18 protein-coding genes and 1 tRNA gene are annotated in these 15,686 nt (G+C 64.4%); 8 read left to right on the forward strand and 11 right to left on the reverse strand.

Going from position 1 to position 15,686, the window contains the following annotated elements; genetic code table 11:
- Nucleotides 1-94 precede the first annotated feature (94 nt).
- The gene (locus tag VEC01_RS05535) at nt 95-628 is read left to right on the forward strand and encodes an SRPBCC family protein (RefSeq protein ID WP_324899561.1); all 534 of its coding nucleotides are present in this window, start codon (nt 95-97) and stop codon (nt 626-628) included.
- Between the two features lie 141 nt (nt 629-769).
- Here the strand turns inward: VEC01_RS05535 and pip are convergent, their stop codons facing one another.
- On the reverse strand, nt 770-1,729 hold the full coding sequence (gene pip / locus VEC01_RS05540) for a prolyl aminopeptidase (RefSeq protein WP_324899563.1): 960 nt from the start codon (nt 1,727-1,729) through the stop codon (nt 770-772).
- Between the two features lie 152 nt (nt 1,730-1,881).
- On the opposite strand from pip, the gene VEC01_RS05545 reads away from it, so the two are divergent.
- Together VEC01_RS05545 and VEC01_RS05550 are read left to right on the forward strand one after the other, a co-directional pair.
- A complete protein-coding gene (locus VEC01_RS05545) occupies nt 1,882-2,397 on the forward strand; it encodes a DUF6622 family protein (RefSeq protein WP_324899565.1) in 516 nt (171 codons plus the stop codon).
- A gap of 46 nt (nt 2,398-2,443) precedes the next feature.
- A tRNA-Asp gene (locus VEC01_RS05550) sits at nt 2,444-2,520 on the forward strand.
- Between the two features lie 178 nt (nt 2,521-2,698).
- Here the strand turns inward: VEC01_RS05550 and VEC01_RS05555 are convergent.
- The 3 genes from VEC01_RS05555 to VEC01_RS05565 form a co-directional block, all read right to left on the reverse strand.
- Entirely contained in the window at nt 2,699-3,610 is a 912-nt protein-coding gene (locus tag VEC01_RS05555; protein ID WP_324899566.1) for a recombination-associated protein RdgC, read from the reverse strand.
- A 43-nt stretch (nt 3,611-3,653) separates the two neighbouring features.
- Complete coding sequence (gene dinB / locus VEC01_RS05560) at nt 3,654-4,775, reverse strand: DNA polymerase IV (RefSeq protein WP_324899568.1); 1,122 nt, start codon at nt 4,773-4,775, stop codon at nt 3,654-3,656.
- 127 nt (nt 4,776-4,902) lie between these two features.
- Nucleotides 4,903-5,259, reverse strand: coding sequence for a hypothetical protein (locus VEC01_RS05565; RefSeq protein WP_324899570.1), 357 nt, complete (start codon nt 5,257-5,259; stop codon nt 4,903-4,905).
- Between the two features lie 212 nt (nt 5,260-5,471).
- Between VEC01_RS05565 and VEC01_RS05570 the strand changes: the two genes are divergently transcribed.
- From VEC01_RS05570 to VEC01_RS05580, 3 genes are all read left to right on the forward strand, one after another.
- Nucleotides 5,472-7,250, forward strand: a complete 1,779-nt coding sequence (locus VEC01_RS05570; protein ID WP_324899572.1) for a DUF4214 domain-containing protein — start codon at nt 5,472-5,474, stop codon at nt 7,248-7,250.
- Between the two features lie 131 nt (nt 7,251-7,381).
- Nucleotides 7,382-7,828, forward strand: coding sequence for a hypothetical protein (locus VEC01_RS05575; RefSeq protein ID WP_324899574.1), 447 nt, complete (start codon nt 7,382-7,384; stop codon nt 7,826-7,828).
- 24 nt (nt 7,829-7,852) lie between these two features.
- Nucleotides 7,853-8,755, forward strand: a complete 903-nt coding sequence (locus VEC01_RS05580; RefSeq protein ID WP_324899576.1) for an NAD(P)/FAD-dependent oxidoreductase — start codon at nt 7,853-7,855, stop codon at nt 8,753-8,755.
- A 16-nt stretch (nt 8,756-8,771) separates the two neighbouring features.
- Here the strand turns inward: VEC01_RS05580 and VEC01_RS05585 are convergent, their stop codons facing one another.
- Nucleotides 8,772-9,194, reverse strand: a complete 423-nt coding sequence (locus VEC01_RS05585; RefSeq protein WP_324899578.1) for a flagellar basal body-associated FliL family protein — start codon at nt 9,192-9,194, stop codon at nt 8,772-8,774.
- A gap of 181 nt (nt 9,195-9,375) precedes the next feature.
- Here VEC01_RS05585 and VEC01_RS05590 point away from each other — a divergent pair, with 181 nt between their 5' ends.
- Nucleotides 9,376-9,594, forward strand: a complete 219-nt coding sequence (locus tag VEC01_RS05590) for a hypothetical protein (protein WP_324899579.1) — start codon at nt 9,376-9,378, stop codon at nt 9,592-9,594.
- Nucleotides 9,595-9,852: 258 nt separating this feature from the next.
- Here VEC01_RS05590 and VEC01_RS05595 read toward each other — a convergent pair whose 3' ends face one another.
- From VEC01_RS05595 to VEC01_RS05605, 3 genes are read right to left on the reverse strand one after another with little or no spacing between them, the layout of a single operon-like run.
- Entirely contained in the window at nt 9,853-10,164 is a 312-nt protein-coding gene (locus VEC01_RS05595) for a DUF2288 domain-containing protein (RefSeq protein ID WP_324899581.1), read from the reverse strand.
- A gap of 8 nt (nt 10,165-10,172) precedes the next feature.
- Nucleotides 10,173-10,382, reverse strand: coding sequence for a SlyX family protein (locus VEC01_RS05600; protein WP_324899583.1), 210 nt, complete (start codon nt 10,380-10,382; stop codon nt 10,173-10,175).
- Nucleotides 10,383-10,393: 11 nt separating this feature from the next.
- Complete coding sequence (locus VEC01_RS05605) at nt 10,394-11,074, reverse strand: SDR family oxidoreductase (RefSeq protein WP_324899584.1); 681 nt, start codon at nt 11,072-11,074, stop codon at nt 10,394-10,396.
- A 158-nt stretch (nt 11,075-11,232) separates the two neighbouring features.
- Between VEC01_RS05605 and VEC01_RS05610 the strand changes: the two genes are divergently transcribed.
- The gene (locus VEC01_RS05610) at nt 11,233-11,475 is read left to right on the forward strand and encodes a hypothetical protein (RefSeq protein WP_324899586.1); all 243 of its coding nucleotides are present in this window, start codon (nt 11,233-11,235) and stop codon (nt 11,473-11,475) included.
- 30 nt (nt 11,476-11,505) lie between these two features.
- On the opposite strand, the gene VEC01_RS05615 is transcribed toward VEC01_RS05610, so the two are convergent.
- The 3 genes from VEC01_RS05615 to VEC01_RS05625 all read right to left on the reverse strand — a co-directional run bounded on the left by VEC01_RS05615 (nt 11,506) and on the right by VEC01_RS05625 (nt 15,465).
- Nucleotides 11,506-12,912 carry a malonyl-CoA decarboxylase gene (locus VEC01_RS05615; protein ID WP_324899588.1) on the reverse strand — a complete coding sequence of 469 codons (1,407 nt, stop codon included), beginning with the start codon at nt 12,910-12,912 and terminating at the stop codon, nt 11,506-11,508.
- A gap of 170 nt (nt 12,913-13,082) precedes the next feature.
- Nucleotides 13,083-14,096 carry a porin gene (locus VEC01_RS05620; RefSeq protein WP_324899590.1) on the reverse strand — a complete coding sequence of 338 codons (1,014 nt, stop codon included), beginning with the start codon at nt 14,094-14,096 and terminating at the stop codon, nt 13,083-13,085.
- A gap of 355 nt (nt 14,097-14,451) precedes the next feature.
- A complete protein-coding gene (locus VEC01_RS05625) occupies nt 14,452-15,465 on the reverse strand; it encodes a porin (RefSeq protein WP_324899592.1) in 1,014 nt (337 codons plus the stop codon).
- Between the last annotated feature and the right edge of the window lie 221 nt (nt 15,466-15,686).

Raw genomic sequence — 15,686 nt, forward strand, 5'->3', positions numbered from 1 at the left:
CCCGCTGTTTCTCGTAAGCGCTTGCAAATCACCACCTGTTGCCTAAGCTGCATTCAACCCGATCGATATGCCATCATTCCTGCCGGACAACGTCATGCAAGCACACCACGATTTCATTCGCCGCACTCCCGTTCAAGCCTACGCCAACCGGGTGCACCGGCACGGCGAATCCTTCTTCGAAGTCACTGCCATCGGTTTCGTGCACGCGACGCCGGAGCAGGCCTGGCAGGTGCTGACCGACTACGAACACTTGCATGAATTCGTCCCCGACCTGCGCTCGGTGCGCGTGCTGTCGCGCAATGAAGACGGGGTAGTGGTGGAACAGACCAGCAGCGCCGGTTTCCTGTTCGTCGCGCAGGTGATCCGCATGCGCCTGCAGATCGAGGAGCGGCCGCATTCGACCATCGACGTGACGATGCTTGACGGCGACATGAAACGCTACCGCACCCATTGGGAGCTCGATCCGCTCGAGCAGGACGGCGAACGCGGCACGCGCGTGAGCTTCAGCGGTGCGATGGAGCCGGGTTTCTTCGTGCCGCCGCTGGTCGGGCGCGGCATCGTGCAGGCAAACCTGAAGAAAACGGTGGAAGCGGTGGTGGCGGAGATCGAACGGCGCAATATGCACTGAATGCCTGCACTGCACGCGCCAGGCTCGGCTTGACTAGCTGCTGCCTGACCTGGTTTGATGCCTGCGGTGCTGTGCGTGTCTCGCGTGCGCGTGCGCGACTCGGCGCCGGTCCGCTCGCTACGCTTGTCGAACGGAGCCTGGTCAGCCGAAGCGTCGCATCCGCTTGAATCGTTCCGTCGCCCGCACCAGCGCCATTGCAATGCCCGGCTCGTAGCCTGAATGGCCGGCGTCGTCGATCACCTGCAGCTTCGCCTCGGGCCATGCCGCATGCAGGCGGAACGCCGACGACGGCGGGCACACGACATCGTAACGCCCCTGCACGATCACTGCCGGCAGATGACGGATGCGGTCGACGTTGCGTACCAGCTGGTCCTCACTGAAGAAGCCGCGCTGCAGGAAGTAATGCGCTTCCAGGCGGCCGATCCCGATGCACACCTTGTCGGTGCTGAAATCGTCGATCGCCGCCGGCTCCGGGCGCAGGAACAGGCAGCTTCCCTCATAACGGCTCCAGCTGCGCGCGGCGGGGACATACACCGCCGGGTCGTCGGCGAACAGCCGTTTCGCATACGCCTGCAGCAGGTCGCCGCGCTCCTCCGGCGGGATCGGCGCGATGAATTCCGCATGCGCCTCCGGATAGAACCAGCGGATCCCGTACAGGAACCAGTCAATCTCTTCCTGCGTGCACAGGAAAATGCCGCGCAACACGAAGCCGGTGCAGCGCTCCGGGTGCGCCTGCCCGTAGGCCAGCGCCAGCGTCGATCCCCAGGAGCCGCCGAACACCAGCCATCGGTCGATCCCGAGCATGGTCCGGATGCGCTCGATATCGCCCACCAGCAGCTGCGTGGTGTTGTTGCGGTACTCGCCCAGCGGCGTCGACTGCCCGGCGCCGCGCTGGTCGAACAGCACGATGCGGTAGTGCGCCGGGTCGAAGAAGCAGCGGTGGCGCGGCGACAGCCCGCCGCCCGGCCCGCCGTGCAGGAACAGCACCGGCTCGCCCTGCGGATTGCCGCACTCCTCCCAATACAGCGTGTGGATGTCGTCGACCGCCAGCATGCCGTGACGGTAAGGCTCGATCGGGGGGAACAGGGGCAAGTCGTTCATGGCGGCTTCGCTTTTGCGGCTGACGCTTCATTGTAGGCGCGCACCGCGATTTGCGCACTTCGCGCCCGGTTTCCGCCAGCTCGTCGCAATCCGGTATGCAAGCCCGGCGGCGACCGGGACAATGGCTGCATCGCCAACATCAAGGAGGAAGCATGCTGCTGCAGCTCATTGTGAAAACCCCGCTCTGGGTCTGGCCGCTGTTCGTTTTCCTGGTCTACCGGGGCGTCGTGGCCGGCGCCGACCGCGAAGCCGGCGTCACGAAGGTCTTCCTGATGCCGCTGGCGATGCTGGGGCTGACGGTTCAGGGCATTGCCGCCGGTTTCGGCGCCCATCCCGCCGCCGCGCCGGTATGGCTCGCCTGCACCGTCGCCGGCGCCGCCGGCGCCTGGCTGGCGTTTGATGACCGCAGCGTCGTCCCGCATCCGGAACGCGGCAGCGTCGCGCTGCGCGGCAGCTGGACGCCGCTGGCGCTGATCCTGGCGATTTTCCTGACGAAGTATGCGGTGAATGCGGCGCTGGCGATGCGCCCGGAGCTGAAGGAACAGCTCGTCTTTGTGGCCACGGCCTGCGCGCTCTACGGCGTGTTCAATGGGGTCTTTCTCGGCCAGATGTTGAAGATCGCCATTATTTTTCGAAAGGGAGTAGCCAGCGCAAAAAATTTCCTGTAGACTTCAGGCCCTTCAGACGTGGTGACAAACGTCGTGCAGCAAACCTGGAGCGGTAGTTCAGTCGGTTAGAATACCGGCCTGTCACGCCGGGGGTCGCGGGTTCGAGTCCCGTCCGCTCCGCCAGAATCAAAAAAGACGAACCTTCGGGTTCGTCTTTTTTTTCGCCTTAAAGAAGCGTAGGGTGGCGTTGAGCGCAGCGAAACCCACCGCGTGCCTCAAGGACGGTAGTCAAGCCGGTGGGTTTCGCTTCGCTCAACACCACCCTGCAGTCCTTGAAGCTCGCCGAGGCTTTCGCTCTCGATCAGGCCGCCTTCTTCTGCTGCTCTTCCCCGCCCAGCGCCTCCACCAGGTCGCCGATCATCTTCGCCAGCTCCCCGCTCATCAGCGCGAAATCGGTATCGAAACGCTCATCCTCGTTTTGCGTCGCGGAATCCGCGTTTTCCTTGAGTACGTCCAGCGGCGCCACGCGCTTGAGCGCGAGCGATTCGGTCAGCACGAAGGACACGCGGTCGGCCCAGGTCAGCGCCAGGCGCGTGCACTGCTTTCCGCCGGCGATGTGGCGGCGCACGTCGTCCGGGTCGAGCGTGTGGCGCACATAACGCACCGTGGCTTTGCCTTCGCCGGTCGAGCGCAGCTCGGTGTCCTGGTCGACGGTGAAACCGGCCGGCGCCTCGTCGGCCGCCAGCCAGTCGGTCATCGCCGACAGCGGCGAACGCTCGGTGCGCAGCGCGCCGAACGGCAGGCTCTCGAGAGATTTCAACAGCAGCTTGAACACTTCATCGGCCTTCGCCGCGCCGGACGCATCCACCACCAGCCAGCCGTTGACCGGATCGATCCACACCCGGGTGCTGCGCTGGATGCTGAATGCGCGCGGCAGCAGTTCGTCGGTGACCTGCTCCTTCAATTCCTTCATCTGCTTGCGGCCCGGCTTGAAACCCTGCTGCTCCTCGAGTTCGGCGGCGCGCGCCTTGGTCACCTGGTTGATCACGGTGGATGGCAGCAGCTTCTTTTCGGTGCCCAGCTGCAGCAGCATCTGGCGATTGACGGTATGCACCAGCATGCCATTGTCGCGCGGCGAGACCCAGCCCTGGGTCTGCATGTCGAGGCTGGAGCACGGCACGAAGGCTTGCGGCGCCAGCGCCGCTTCGAGCTGTTCGGACGACAGGGTCCACGGGGCGGTGAGACGATAGATCTGGAGATTCTTGAACCACATGATGCGCGCCTGAAAAAAACGGAGGCGCCATTTTACCTGCCCGTCATGACATCGCTGTTGTTTCTTCGCCAAACAGTCCGAGCTGGTTGAAATCCTCATCCTCTTCAAGACGCACGCCCACGCCCAGCAGGCGCACCGGCCGGTTGCCGCGCGGGTGCGCGGTGTCGAGCAGCTTGTGGCACAAGCCGTCGTCCACCGTGCTGCTCACGCATTCCGCCGTGGTGCGTCGGAAGTCGTCGAAGCGGATTTTCACGAACAGCTTGTGGATGTGGCGCTCCGCCTGCGCGCGCTGCACACGCTGGCGCAACAGCGCGATCAGCGGCTCCAGTTCGCGCCGGCAGGCGGCCAGGTCGGGCAGGTCGGTGACATAGGTTTCCTCCACGCTGACCGACTTGCGCTCCTGGCTCGGGCTGACCTGGCGCCGGTCGATCCCGCGGCACAGCCCGTAAAGACTGCCGCCGAACTTGCCGAAGTGGTGCTGCAGCTCGGGCAGGGTCCACTGGCGCAGGTCGGCGCAGGTGTATGCGCCGAGCTTCTTGAGCTTCATGGCGGTGACCTTGCCGACGCCGAACAGTTTGTCGACCGGCAGCGCGGCGACGAACTCCTCCACGTCTTGCGGACGGATCACGAACTGGCCGTTCGGCTTGTGCCAGTCGCTGGCGATCTTGGCCAGGAACTTGTTCGGCGCCACGCCGGCCGACGCGGTGATGCCGACCGTCTCGAAGATGCGCCTGCGGATGTCCTGCGCGATCAGCGTCGCGCTGTTCTGGAAGTGCGGCGCATCGGTGACGTCAAGATAGGCTTCATCGAGCGACAGGGGTTCAACCAGTTCGGTGTAGTCGCGATAGATCGCAAGGATCTGCTTCGACGCGGCGCGGTACTTATCCATGTTCGGCCGCATCACGATCAGCTCGGGGCAGCGCTGGATCGCCTGCGACATCGCCATCGCGGAACGGATGCCGAACTTGCGTGCTTCGTAATTGCAGGTGGCGACCACGCCGCGCTGGTCGGGACGGCCGCCGACGGCGAGCGGCTGGCCGCGCAACGACGGATCGTCGCGCATTTCGACGGCCGCGTAGAAGCAGTCGCAATCGCAGTGGATGATTTTTCGGATCGGCGCGGACACGATGCGGCGCTCGCGGGCAGGGAAAACGGTATGCCGCATTGTACCGGCGCGCCGCGCCGCGCGCAGGAGGAAAGAAGAAATTGCGGGAAGCGCGCCGCGCGCCGGTCCTGACCGGCACGAATCGTGACGGACCGGGAGCGAGGCGCGGGCGGCGTCGGTTGCCGCGTTATTTGCCGGAGGTCGCGCCTGCCTCGCGCTCGGCGCGCAGCGCTGCATCCGCTGCCTGCTTGTCAGCCTTGTACTGGGCCTTCGCTTCCTTCTTGCTCTGCTTGTATTCCGCCTTGGCCTGCTTGCGTGCTTCGCGCCGCTGCACATAGGGGTCGGCGGAGGTGCTGGACGAACTGGTGGTGACGGCGGTCGTGGTGCCGGCAGGTGCCGGGGTGGCGGCCGGCGCAGTGGTCGTCACGCTGGCGCCGCTGCCGGTATCGGTGACGGTGGTGGAAGTGGCCGCGGTCTGTGCGGTGGCGACCTGGGTCAGCGCGATCAGCGCCGAGCCGAACAGAATCTTGTGCAGTGTTGCCATGATGATCTCCTTAAAAGTGGACCGAAGGTGCAGCGGGGTGCACCAGGTAGAAAGCGCGTTATTCCGAAAATGGCTTTCGTTACCGAAATGACAAAGCCGCTTTTGACAAAGTTCCGGCCCCTTTACTGAAGGACAGTTTTGTAACAATTTTGTAATTTGTTGATACAGAACAATTTTGATATAAAGTCAGCTTGTCCTTCAGGAAATAAAACATGAATTATTTTCCCTGTGCCTGCCCGCTCTGCGCGGCCGCATCCGCTTCCGGCGACCTGCCGGACGCCCCGCTCAAGCCTGTGATCGGCAAGCCGATCTCCGGCGACTACCGCATCGATGCGTTGCTGGAAACGGCAGGCATGCGCTGGAATGCCGGCACGCCGCTCGGCACCGCGGTCGAAGTGACCTACAGCTTCATGACGGCCGAGCCGACCTACGGCAACGGCGACGGCGGCACGGGTTTTCAGCCCTTCAGCGCGGCGCAGAAAGCGGCGGTGCGCGAAATCTTCGCGCAGCTCTCGGCAAGCGTGAACCTGAGCTTCCGCGAGGTCGCCGACAGCGAGGACAGCTACGGGCAGATCCGGTTCGGTAACAATACGCAGGCCGATTCCGCCGGCTATGCGTTCCTGCCGCACTCGGACACGACCGACCTCGCGGGCGACGTCTGGATCAGCACCGAATACGCGTCGAAAATGACGCCGGGCAGCTATGAATATGCGACGCTGGTGCATGAGATCGGCCATGCGCTCGGCCTGAAGCATCCGGGCAACTACAACGCCGGCGAGACCACGACCGCCGATCCCGACGCGACCTACCTCGGGCGCGACGAGGACAACCAGAACTACACGGTGATGTCGTACCGCGATGCGGCCACTTCGGAAGGCCAGCAGCGCGCCGGCTACGGCCTGTACGACATGCTGGCGCTGCAATACCTGTACGGCGCGAGGAGCATCCATACCGGGGACGCGGATGTCTACCGCTACACCGACGACATCGGCCGCAATATCGTGATGGTGCAGGACAGCGGCGGCACGCAGGACACGATCGACCTGAGCGCGGTGAGCATCGGCGCAGTGGTGAACCTGCAGCCCGGCGCGCTCAGTTCCGCCGGTCCGGCAGTCTCGGGCAGGCGCGCCGCCGACAACCTGTCGATCATGTCCGGCACGGTCATCGAAAACCTGGTGGGCACCGCCGCGAGCGACTTCATCACGGGCAACGCCGCCGACAACCGCATCACCAGCGGCGGCGGCAATGACGATATCGACGGCGCCGCGGGAATCGATACCGTCGTCCTGGGCGGCAACTGGAAAACCTGGAAACTTGCAACGTCCGCTGGCACGACCACCGCGAGCACCCCGTCGGCCAACGTCACGATGAGCAACGTCGAGCGCGTGCAGTTCGCGGACCTGACCGTCAACCTCGGCGCGCCCGCGCGGGCGAAAGCGATCTCCGCCGCGCAGCTGCAATCGATCGAGGAACTCTACATCGCCTACTTCAACCGCGTGCCGGACGCCGACGGCCTGGCCTACTGGGCCGACCAGCTCAAGGGCGGACTGTCGATCACCCAGATCGGCGAATCCTTCTACGCGGCGGCGGTACAGTACGCCAGCCTGACCGGCTACAGCACAAGCATGACCAACGCGGACTTCGTGCGCGTGGTGTACAAGAATGTGCTCGGCCGCGCCGGCGAGAATGCACCGGCCGACGCCGATGTCGACTACTGGGCCGGCAAGCTGGCCGACGGCTCGGCCACGCGCGGCTCGCTGGTCGGCACCATGCTCGATTCGGCGCACAGCTTCAAGGGCAATGCAAGCTGGGGCTGGGTGGCCGACCTGCTGGACAACAAGGTGATGGTGGCGAACTATTTCGCCGTCGACAACGCGCTCAACTACAACTCCGTGGAAGACTCGATCAGCAAGGGCATGGCGCTGGCGGCCGCGATCACGCCGACCGACACCGCTGCCGCCATTCAACTGATCGGCGTGCCGGCCGCCTGAGTGCGCAATATTTGCTGAGGCAGCTGCCGAATTTACATGCCTGCCCCGCCCGCGCGGGGCTTTTTCTCGGCGCTTGCGCACGGCACGGATATTGCACCCCCGGATCTGCTTGAATTTAGAGGAGCATGATCATGGCAAGCAGCACCTTGGATCCCGACAACATTCCCGAACCCGACCGCAAGCTTGGCAGCGGCCACGGCACCAGCGCGCTCGGGCCGAGCGACATCTCCGATACGGGTAGCGATGTGCAGGGCGCCCGGCGCTGGGCGCAGGAAGCCGATATCGGCCTGGACAAGGGCACCAGCGAAGATCCGGACAGCGGCCCGCGCGACCGCAGCGCCGGTCCTGACATCGGCGACGCCGGGCTGGACAGCGACACCGACGCCGTGGGCACCGGCGAGCACGGCACGGCCGGACGCGATTCGGACATCGAGATGGGCGCCGACATTGATGTGGACCGCATCGACTATATCGACCCGGCCGACGATCCCAATCTCGACCTGGCCCCGGACCCGGACGATGCCGACATGCCGCCACCGCGCGGGAATGATGCCGGCCGGCCGCAGCAGCGGCGCTGACGGCGCGACAGGAAAGGATGCAGCATGGATTCCTCCGCCGCGCTCGACTGCGCGATCATTGGCGCCGGCGCGGCGGGTCTGACCGCCGCCACCTACCTCGCGCGCTTCCGGCGGCGCTTCGTCATCTTCGACGGCGGGAGCAGCAGGCTGCTGTCGGTGCCGACGTCGCACAACTACCCGGGCTACACCGACGGCATTCACGGCAAGGACCTGCTTGCACGGCTGCGCGCGCAGGTAGCGGGTTACGGCGTGGACGTGACCCCCGGCACGGTGGACGGGCTGGAACGCCTCCCTGACGGCAGTTTCATGGTCCGCGGCGAGTCGCGCCAGTGGCAGGCGCGCACCGCCATCCTTGCCACCGGCGTGGTCGATGTGGAGCCGGATTTTCCGGATGTAAAAGAAGCGGTGGCCAACGGCCATGTGCGCTACTGCCCGATCTGCGACGGCTTCGAGGCGACCGGCAAGAGGGTCGCGGTGGCCGGACGCGGCAAGGGCGGACTGGGAGAAGCGCTGTTCGTGCGCAATTACACTGAGGACATCGTCTTGCTGTCGCTGACCGAACCGATCGTGCTCGATGACGAAGAACGCCAGCGTATCGACCGCGCCGGCTTGCGCGTCATCCACACGCCTGCGGCACGCCTGGCGTACGCGGGCGACGGCATCGAAGTGCATTTGCAGGATGGCGGCCGCGAACGTGTCGAGGTGCTGTACGGGGCGCTGGGCACAATGGTCAATTCCGGCATGGCCCAGTTGCTGGGGGCGGAGCACGCGCCTGACGGCTGCCTGCTGGTCGACCCGCACCAGCAGACCTCGGTCGATGGCTTGTATGCAGCCGGCGACGTGGTGGCAGGCCTGAACCAGATTGCGGTGGCGATGGGGCAGGCAGCGATCGCGGCAACCGCGGTCCACAACCGCCTTCGGGGATAACGCGAAAATCGGCCGGCTACCAGTCGCCTTCGGACACGAGGAAATCCGTCACCAGCACTTCCTGGATGCGTGAAGACTGCAGCGCGCCGTTAGTCGCGTCGCGCAGCTGGCCCTGGAATTCCCTGAGTCCATCCGGTGCGCGAACCTGAACCGGATCGACCGCCAGAAGCACCTGCTTCATCACCTGTTCCAGTGCCGGCCTGTTGCGCGCGACCCAGTCCGCGTCGGCTGCGCTGGTGCGGAAGGCGAACGATGCCCGGATCGAATGGCCGTCACGGCTGATCGCCACCTCCGGCAAGCGCAGGTAATTGATCTGCGTGGCTTGCCTGTCTTCGTGGCGCAGATAGAACCAGCCGATTGCAAATCCGGCAGCCAGCACGACAAGAACGATGCCGACAATGGACGACAGTTTTCTGTCTTGCGCGGGTTTTTTCTGCATAATGCTGTTTCGGCAATCGGGAGAACTCGGAACGGGAAGCCATTGTACCGCCCGCTGCTGCCGCTACGGCCCGCAGTAAGAACCTTGTAAGATTGCGGCAACAGAATCGACGTCCGGGCTGCCCGCCCGATGCCTTTCCTTTCACTTCACGCCGCCTGCACCTGTTTCCCTGGAGTCCGCGATGGCACCCGAAGAAATACTCGAGCAGATCGACAAGCAAAACCGCGAGATTCTCGGCGCGCGCAGCGATGCCGACAGGCTCACCCAAGACCAGGTATTGCACCTGATGAATACCGCCGCGATGCGCGGCTTCCGCTTCGGCAGCGACACCGCGCTATCGCTGGTGCAGAGCAAGCTGGTGGTGAAATACGTCAGCGACGCGGCATCGAACGCCGCCTGAGGGGCCGACCGGGGGCGCGCATCCATCCTACAATCCTCTACCTGCCCAAACCATCCGGATGACCTGCTGGTAGATCGTCCAGATGAATTTGACACGTAGAGGATCGTAGGGTGGGTAGAGCGAAGCGAAACCCACCATGCGCCTCAGTGGACGTAGCCAAAACGGTCGGTTTCGCCTGCGGCTCTACCTCGGCGGCCCCACCTCGGCGGCCCCACCTCGGCGGCCCCACCCACCCTACAGGTTCATCTGGATAATCTACTAGTGCGCCTTTTCCAACTGCACCAGGATCCACGGCTTGACCACCACCGCCCATAGCGTCACATCCGCCTGCGACCATGCGTCCGCCTGCGTATCGCTGACGCGGCCGACCCGGTTTTCCGCCATCCATTGGGCGATCGCATGCTTGTCGTCGCTGGCGATGCAATACGCGACCTCGACCAGGTCGAGGTCGCTGCTGACCGCGATCAGCACGCCCGACGCGAAGAAGCGTTCCAGCTCCTTCCACGGCAGGCGCGAGGTTTCTCCGTTGATCTTGGCGCGGAGCTGGTCGCCTTTTTCCTCGTTCATCATGTCATTGCTCAGTAATGCGGCGGTTTTTCGTTGGCCGGGCCGCGTTCCGTCATCGTATCGCGCATGTCCTTGATCTGGCGGGCGAACGCCGTGCACAGCGCCGCCAGTTCATCGATCTTTTTCTGCTGTTCGTACACCGTGCGGTTCAGCGTATCGATCAGATCTTCCTGGCCGGTGATCCGAAGCTCGATGTCTACCAGCCGTTCTTCCAGTTCCATGTCTTATCCTTTCAGCGTGCGACCCAGCCGCCGCAGACCGGAAACACCTGGCCGACGAAGCAGTCCGCCGCGTCGCTGCACAGGTAGGCGGCGAACATCGCATCTTCGCGCAGCGATACCAGCCGTCCGAGCGGCACCTCGCGCCTGAGCCTTTCCTGAAAAGCGGGATTGGCCTGCACTTCCGGCGGGAAGTAGGTCGGGTTGTCGACAAAATTCTGCGCGATCGCGTTCACCTGCACGTTATGCGTGGCCACTTCCACGCCGAGCGCCTGGATGTAGGACAGCTGCGCGCCGCGCGCCGCGCAATAGGTGGAGGTGCGCTTGATGCCCCGCAACGCCGATGCGCTTCCCATCAGCAGGATCTTGCCGGACCGGCGCTGGATCATCTGCGGCAGCACTGCGCGCACCAGGCGCGGCAAGGGATCGACCATGTGCGCGAAGGCGCCGCGCCACTCTTCGTCGCTGACCTGGACGGCAGGCGTGGTCGGCGCGGGTATCGCGAGATTGGCAATCAGCGCGTCGATGCGCCCGGCGGCGTCGATAATGGCCTGCGGCCGTTGCGGGTCGAGCAGCGGCTGTTCGTCGGCGATCACCTCGGCACCGAGTTCGCGCAATACCTCGCACAATGCCGGGCCCATGAAATCGGCGGCCTGCGTGACGAGGACGCGCTTGCCGGTCAGGTCGAGTGCCATGCGGCTTTCCTCCTAGTAGGGAAAGTCTCCTATTGTACGCGTGGCCGGCGCATGCAGTTCGCGCCTGTCTGCACTATGATGATGAAGTATCCCGCATGTCCGCCGTTTCGGCTTTTCAACCTATGTGCGCAACGAGATCAACCAAAGCCAGCAATGCCGTGTCCCGGCTGAACGAGCGGGATACCGCGTACCGCTATTCGATGGGCATCACCGGCAGCGGCCTGTTCTACCTGCTGCGCGCGGCTCCCGGCGCACCCGCGGAAAAGATTGGCGGCGAGTACGAACTGGACGCATTCGTGGAATTCGTCAACAAGACTGGGCCGCAGAAGAAGCAGAAGATCAGCAGGCACGATGCGGCATTTGAAAAGCAGCTGGCCGGCAAGAACCGGGGCCAGACGTAGCCGGCGCGATGACGCAAAGTGCAGGGCCCGTTACTCCTGCAGGAGCGCGCGTACCGCGCGCGACACCGCGACTTCGCCCTTGAGCATCAGCTTCTCGTGATTGCTTTCCAGATCGGGCTTGCGGTACAGGTAGTTGACCATCATGCCGGCGGACTGCGTCCAGCCCTTGTCCGACGTGTCGGCCAGCCAGTTGATGCGCTCCACGCGTGCGCCATTGACAAGATGGAAGCGCGCAACCGGGTCGCGCGGCAAGCTATCCGATTTTTCGCGCACCAGGTAGTGGGCGCAGGCATCCAGCAGCACTGGCTGCAGCGCGGGCGCAAGCAATGCGTCTGCATGCCAGTCGCGGCCGGCGACGCAGGCTGCCGGGTCGGCCTGCCATTGCTCCCGCAGGTCAACGCCGGCCGGCAGCGACTTGAGCCTTTCGAGGATCGCATCCTGCTTCTTCAGCCAGCCCATGAAACCGGGAATCGGCGACAGCGTGGAAAAGGTTTTCAACCCCGGGAAATCGCGCGACAGGTCGTCGACGACGCGCTTGATCAGGAAGTTGCCGAAGTTCAGCCCGCGCAATCCGGGCTGGGTATTCGAGATCGAATAAAAGATCGCGGCCGTTGCGCGGTCCGGCGCGAGCGGCGGCTGTGATTCATCGAGCAGCACCTGGATGTTGTCCGACAGGCGGTCGGTCAATGCGACTTCGACGAAGATCAGCGGCTCGTCCGGCATGCGCGGATGGAACAGGCCGTAACAGCGGCGGTCCGAATCCAGGCGGTTGCGCAAGTCGTCCCAGGACCGGATCCGGTGCACCGCCTCGTACTTAATCAGCTTCTCCAGCAGCGCGGCCGACGAGTTCCAGCTGATGCGCTGCAGTTGCAGGAAGTCGACGTCGAACCAGGCCGAAAGCAGCGCATACAGCTCGCTTTCGATCACACCCAGTTCCGGGCCGTCCTTGAGGAAACGCAGCATGTCGTCGCGCATCCCGACGAGGAATTTCACGCCGTCCGGAATTGCATTGAATTGCGTGAGGATCTTTGAGCGCGGCGAACGCAGCGCTTCGCGCAGCGCGGTCTCGGCGGCGCTGCGGGCGGGCACGTCGGCCGCGTGCGTCCAGTTGTACAGCGCGGCTTCCACCGCCGCCTGCGCGGGACCGAATTCGAGCGCCAGCAGACGCAGGAATTCGCGCCGGCCGTCGTCGTTGAGCTGCATGTAGATCTGGCCGATTTCCGCCGCGCGCTGGCGCGCCGACACGACGCCCCCGCGTTCGGCCGCGCATTCGGCGAAACGCTGGCGCAGGCCCTTGCGCTCGCCGGAGGACAGGCTGCGGCCCCCGTCGGCGGTCTCTGGCCTGCCAAACAGCCGTCCGAACAGTTGGCGCGCGCCTGCTAGAAAGGAAGATTCCCTGGCTTTGGTTTCTGCAACGACGACACTCTCGCTCTGCATGTTGGCCTTTCCGGTGAACGCGGACTTGTCGCCGATTGTACGCGTGCCGGGGATGCGGTGCCGGGGAAGCGGAAGGGGATTGACTTGCGGCAGGCGGGCGTTGCTTTCTCGTATCTGCAGGCAACAAAAAAGGCGCCCCGAGGGGCGCCCTTGCGGCTTGCGGACGACGGTCAGAAACGATGGCGCACGCCGACGTTGAAGATCGACGGGTCGCGGCCGGCCGCGGATGCGCCGTTCAGCGCTGCCGCTGCCTCGTTCCTGGTGCGCGCGTACGAGGTGTACAGGTTGGTGCGCTTGGACAGGTCATAGGTATAGCCGAGTGCGATCTGGTCGGCATCGCGGTTGGCGCCGATGTCGTCGCTGCGGCGGATCCAGGAGGCGAGGACACGGCTGGTGGCGCCGACCGGAACGGTCAGGCCGAGCAGCGCGTCGTCGCGGTCGATGGTGGTCACGCCGGCTGCGTTGGCGCCCTTGTTGCGGGCATATGCCGCGTGCAGCTTCAGAATGCCGAAATCGTAGGTGCCGCCCAGCAGGGTCGTCTTGGAATCGCCGTTGGCCGCGCCGGCGGCAACGATGTTCTGGTCGTGGTGCGCGAGAATGATGTTCAGCGGGCCAGCGGCATAACCGGCCGACAGGCCGAGATGACGGCCGACCGAGGTGCTGCCGGCCGCTTCACCCAGGCTGTACGCGAGCTGGCCGCTGAAGCCACCAAGTTTCGGTGTCGAATAATTGATCGTGTTGTCGGCACGGTCGCCATAGACGTTGAACACGTTGGACGCGTTGCCGGCCAGGCCGAGGGCGAACGGATCGATGTTTTCGACCGCCGTGCGGATCGGGTTGTACTGGCGGCCGAACTTGATCGCCCCGGCGCTGCCGCTGGACAGGCCGACAAAAGCCTGGCGGCCGAACAGGCGTCCGCCCTGGCCGAGCGTACCGTCGTCGATGTTGAAGCCGTTCTCCAGCGTGAAGATGGCCGACAAGCCGCCGCCGAGGTCTTCCGTACCGCGGAAGCCGACCCGGGAGCCGGACTGGATGCCGCTGTCCATGCGGGTCGTCGTCGTGGCGCCGTTGTCGACGCGCGAGATACCGGCATCGGCCACGCCGTAGATAGTGACATTCGTCTGCGCAGAGGCGGCGCCGGCAAAGGCGGCCAGAACGGCGAAGGCGATGAGCGATTTTTTCATTGTGTTTTCCCTTTGTTGGACCAAGAAGCGGTTATTTACGCGGCCTCGCTTGCGCTGCCGCGTCGCCGCCAGACAATAGCATTGGCTGGACCTCGGCAGGATACGTATTTATGCGTATAGGTACGCGCGGCGGCTACGCATCTCGATAGGTATCGATGCGCGACCGGGTGGATTGTGACGAGCGCATGTTACAACTTGATGACAGGCAGGCAGCGTCGCGCCAGCGCAACACGGCCGCGGCACGTCCTCCGGACGGGAAATGGCATGCGTGGAGCCGTTCCCGGTGCGGGAAGGTTTTCGGACACAAAATGAAAAAGGCGCCCCAAAGGGCGCCCTTGCTATTTGCGTGGAACGATCAGAAGCGATGGCGGATGCCGACATTGAAGATCGACGGATCGCGGCCGGCAGCGGATGCGCCGTTCAGGGACGCAGCGGCCTCGTTCCTGGTGCGGCCGTAGGAGGTGTACAGGTTGGTGCGCTTGGACAGGTCATGGGTATAACCCAGCGCGATCTGGTCCGCATCGCGGTTGGCGGCGATATCGTCGCTGCGGCGGATCCAGGAAGCGAGGATACGGCCGGAGGCGCCGACGGGAATGGTCAGGCCGAGCAGTGCATCATCGCGGTCGATGTTGGTCACGCCCGCTGCATTGGCACCCTTGTTGCGGGCATAAGCGGCATGCAGCTTCGCCAGGCCGAAATCATAAGTGCCGCCCAGCATCGTGGTCTGGGCATCGCCGGCGGCGAGGCCGGCAGCGGCCAGGTTCTGGTCGTGGTGGGCAAGGACGATGCTGATCGGACCGGCGGCGTAGCCAACCGACAGGCCGACATGGCGGCCGACGGCGTTATTGCCGGCGACTTCGCCCAGGCTATACGCGAGCTGCCCGCTGAAGCCGCTCAGGTTCGGTGTCGAATAGTTGATCGTGTTGTCGGCGCGGTCGCCGTATACATTGAAGACATTGGATGCGCTGCCGGCGAGGCCAAGCCCGAACGGGTCGATGCTGTCGACCGCGACCCGGATCGGGTTGTACTGGCGGCCGAACTTGACGGTGCCGAAGCTGCTGCTGGACAGGCCGACGAAAGCCTGTCGGCCGAACAGGCGGCCGCCCTGACCAAGGGAGCCGTCGTCGATGTTAAAGCCGTTCTCCAGCGTGAAGATGGCTGACAGGCCGCCGCCAAGGGCTTCGCTTCCCCTGAAGCCGATGCGGCTTCCCGATTGGATGCCGCTGTCGACGCGGGTGTTCGTCGCGGCGCCGTTGTCGAAGCGGGAGATGCCCGCGTCGGCGATACCGTAGATGGAGACACTGGTCTGTGCAGTCGCGACACCGGCGAACGCTGACAGCATCGCAAACGCGATAAGCGATTTTTTCATTGCGAGTTCCCTTTTGTTGAACCAAGAAGTGGTTTGAGCAGCCTTGCCTGGCGTGCCGGTAATGCGGACCGATCTTAGCAAAGGTAAATGTGGTCGCAATAAGGAGTTCACCCCAATCGGCAGCCCTGGCTGCACGAACACTTCACCGCCGAGTGCGCGACGTGACGGCGTGTCGACAAGAAAGGATGTTGTGCGGAAGCCGGCTTGGATAAGCGCGTCGT

The organism is Noviherbaspirillum sp. (assembly GCF_035627455.1).
Taxonomy (GTDB): domain Bacteria; phylum Pseudomonadota; class Gammaproteobacteria; order Burkholderiales; family Burkholderiaceae_D; genus Noviherbaspirillum.

Excerpts from the sequence above, each read along its gene's own strand:
- VEC01_RS05535 (WP_324899561.1), top strand. The coding sequence starts at position 95 with ATGCAAGCACACCACGATTTCATTCGCCGCACTCCCGTTCAAGCCTAC.
- pip (WP_324899563.1), bottom strand. The coding sequence starts at position 1,729 with ATGAACGACTTGCCCCTGTTCCCCCCGATCGAGCCTTACCGTCACGGC.
- VEC01_RS05545 (WP_324899565.1), top strand. The coding sequence starts at position 1,882 with ATGCTGCTGCAGCTCATTGTGAAAACCCCGCTCTGGGTCTGGCCGCTG.
- VEC01_RS05555 (WP_324899566.1), bottom strand. The coding sequence starts at position 3,610 with ATGTGGTTCAAGAATCTCCAGATCTATCGTCTCACCGCCCCGTGGACC.
- dinB (WP_324899568.1), bottom strand. The coding sequence starts at position 4,775 with ATGCGGCATACCGTTTTCCCTGCCCGCGAGCGCCGCATCGTGTCCGCG.
- VEC01_RS05565 (WP_324899570.1), bottom strand. The coding sequence starts at position 5,259 with ATGGCAACACTGCACAAGATTCTGTTCGGCTCGGCGCTGATCGCGCTG.
- VEC01_RS05570 (WP_324899572.1), top strand. The coding sequence starts at position 5,472 with ATGAATTATTTTCCCTGTGCCTGCCCGCTCTGCGCGGCCGCATCCGCT.
- VEC01_RS05575 (WP_324899574.1), top strand. The coding sequence starts at position 7,382 with ATGGCAAGCAGCACCTTGGATCCCGACAACATTCCCGAACCCGACCGC.
- VEC01_RS05580 (WP_324899576.1), top strand. The coding sequence starts at position 7,853 with ATGGATTCCTCCGCCGCGCTCGACTGCGCGATCATTGGCGCCGGCGCG.
- VEC01_RS05585 (WP_324899578.1), bottom strand. The coding sequence starts at position 9,194 with ATGCAGAAAAAACCCGCGCAAGACAGAAAACTGTCGTCCATTGTCGGC.
- VEC01_RS05590 (WP_324899579.1), top strand. The coding sequence starts at position 9,376 with ATGGCACCCGAAGAAATACTCGAGCAGATCGACAAGCAAAACCGCGAG.
- VEC01_RS05595 (WP_324899581.1), bottom strand. The coding sequence starts at position 10,164 with ATGATGAACGAGGAAAAAGGCGACCAGCTCCGCGCCAAGATCAACGGA.
- VEC01_RS05600 (WP_324899583.1), bottom strand. The coding sequence starts at position 10,382 with ATGGAACTGGAAGAACGGCTGGTAGACATCGAGCTTCGGATCACCGGC.
- VEC01_RS05605 (WP_324899584.1), bottom strand. The coding sequence starts at position 11,074 with ATGGCACTCGACCTGACCGGCAAGCGCGTCCTCGTCACGCAGGCCGCC.
- VEC01_RS05615 (WP_324899588.1), bottom strand. The coding sequence starts at position 12,912 with ATGCAGAGCGAGAGTGTCGTCGTTGCAGAAACCAAAGCCAGGGAATCT.
- VEC01_RS05620 (WP_324899590.1), bottom strand. The coding sequence starts at position 14,096 with ATGAAAAAATCGCTCATCGCCTTCGCCGTTCTGGCCGCCTTTGCCGGC.
- VEC01_RS05625 (WP_324899592.1), bottom strand. The coding sequence starts at position 15,465 with ATGAAAAAATCGCTTATCGCGTTTGCGATGCTGTCAGCGTTCGCCGGT.